The organism is Oleiphilus sp. HI0043 (genome assembly GCF_001634935.1).
This window is the reverse complement of record NZ_LWEY01001973.1, coordinates 1-921: the sequence shown is the minus strand read 5'-3', so window position 1 is coordinate 921 and position 921 is coordinate 1. Positions and strand designations below refer to the sequence as shown.

At 41.0% G+C, this 921-nt stretch carries 1 protein-coding gene; it reads right to left on the bottom strand.

Annotation, left to right across the window (positions count from 1 at the left end):
• Window positions 1-479: hypothetical protein (locus A3729_RS30365; protein WP_156498250.1), on the bottom strand; the 479-nt coding region annotated here is incomplete at its 3' end.
• Between the last annotated feature and the right edge of the window lie 442 nt (window positions 480-921).

Genomic DNA, 921 nt, shown 5'->3' with positions numbered 1-921 from the left:
TCCCTAGAAACCTCTTCAATGACCCCATCTAAACTCTGGACGACAGCCAGCTCTCCTAACCAGTAGGCTTGAGCCTCCCCTCCCTTCCAATAACTAATTGGATAGACAGATTGCTCGATGCGGGCAGAGGCCCCAATACTTCCAACCGTTATAGTACGACCGTCATCATAGCTGAGCGTATACTTTCTGGTTTCTTTCCCAGAAATATGCAAATGACAATCATCCAGCATCGCAATTAGTATCGCTTCGACCTTTTGATCGTTTGCGCGCCAAACAGCTTCACTTATCGGGTCAAGATTAGAAGACAGTAAATGATCTAAACACTCATTGATTGAATCAACTTGCATTTGGTAAGAGTAAACCCCTTTCGTAAAAACAATACCAAGCGATAACAATATGCTAAACAAAAAGCTATATAAGCAAATACGCTTAAGCAAGGGGGCTTTCTTTAGCTGTTTTAGCGTATTAGTTAAGCGCAAATGAAATCTCCTGAAGGGGATGTGAAAACTTGTGCAACACTAGCAAAATTCTTACGTGGCGTGTAGTACTGTTCAATGGCAAATGTAAAACGAGAATTCTTAATCAAAGGTAATTCGTGGCAAATTGCTTACCGTGGTAGCCTAGAACTCTAATTTAACTAATTTTCATAAGCTAATGCGCTCTATACTTACTACCCTTTGCTACATCGTGCTTTTTAGCTCTCAATTACAAGCTGCACAAACCTATAATAGCGAGACAATAGACGCTCGAAACAACAGCCCTATTGCTATGCTTTTCTCTCTCCCAAGAGCTAGCTTTTACCCAAATGAGCAAATCGGATCGATTCATTTACAATCAGACGCTTCGCTCACCAATTACATCAGCACTACAGATAAAAATGGCGACTATTTTCGCATAGACGGAGAAACCTGGAGATTTAGA